The organism is Kitasatospora sp. NPDC001159 (assembly GCF_053598235.1).
In genome coordinates this window covers 1-1,087 of sequence record NZ_JBSFJV010000302.1, presented here as the reverse complement: position 1 = coordinate 1,087, position 1,087 = coordinate 1, and the positions used below count along the sequence as shown (strand labels likewise).

At 70.3% G+C, this 1,087-nt stretch carries 1 protein-coding gene; it reads left to right on the top strand.

From position 1 onward, the window contains the following. Nucleotides 1-1,087, top strand: a 1,087-nt coding sequence (gene kdpB, locus ACWC9T_RS42020; RefSeq protein ID WP_449826276.1) for a potassium-transporting ATPase subunit KdpB, incomplete at both ends; no start/stop codon positions are given.

Genomic DNA, 1,087 nt, shown 5'->3' with positions numbered 1-1,087 from the left:
ACCAAGGTGCTGTCCGACCGGATCGTGGTGAAGATCGCCTCGGAGCCCGGCAAGTCGTTCATCGACCGGATGATCGCCCTGGTCGAGGGCGCCGCTCGGCAGAAGACGCCGAACGAGATCGCGCTGAACATCCTGCTGGCGTCGCTGACCATCGTCTTCCTGGTCGCGGTCGTGACCCTGCAGCCGATGGCGACGTTCGCGGGCGCCCCGCAGTCGATGGTCGTGCTGGTCGCCCTGATCGTGGCGCTCATCCCGACCACCATCGGCGCGCTGCTGTCCGCGATCGGCATCGCGGGCATGGACCGGCTGGTGCAGCGCAACGTGCTGGCGATGTCGGGGCGTGCCGTCGAGGCCGCCGGCGACGTCAACACCCTGCTGCTCGACAAGACCGGCACCATCACCCTGGGCAACCGCCAGGCCGCCGAGTTCCTGCCCGCCGAAGGTGTCGAGATCGGCGAGCTGGCGGACGCCGCGCAGCTGTCCTCGCTCGCCGACGAGACGCCGGAGGGCCGCTCGATCGTGGTCCTGGCCAAGACCGAGTACGGTCTGCGGGCCCGCGCACAGGGCGAGCTTGCCCACGCGACCTGGGTCCCGTTCACGGCCCAGACCCGCATGTCGGGCGTGGACGTGGACGGCGTGCAGGTCCGCAAGGGCGCGGCCGGCTCGGTCGCCAACTGGGTGACCGACAACGGCGGTTCGGTCGGGCCGGACGTGGCACAGCTGGTGGACGGCATCTCCGCCGCCGGCGGTACGCCGCTGGTGGTGGCCGCGAAGAACGGCGACGAGGCTCCTCGCGTCCTCGGGGTGATCTACCTGAAGGACGTGGTGAAGGAGGGCATGCGGGAGCGGTTCGACGAGCTGCGCCGGATGGGCATCAAGACCATCATGATCACGGGCGACAACCCGCTGACCGCCAGGGCGATCGCGGAGGAGGCTGGCGTGGACGACTTCCTCGCCGAGGCCACGCCCGAGGACAAGATGGCCCTGATCAAGAAGGAGCAGGAGGGCGGCAAGCTGGTCGCGATGACCGGCGACGGCACCAACGACGCCCCCGCGCTCGCCCAGGCCGACGTCGGCGTCGCGATGA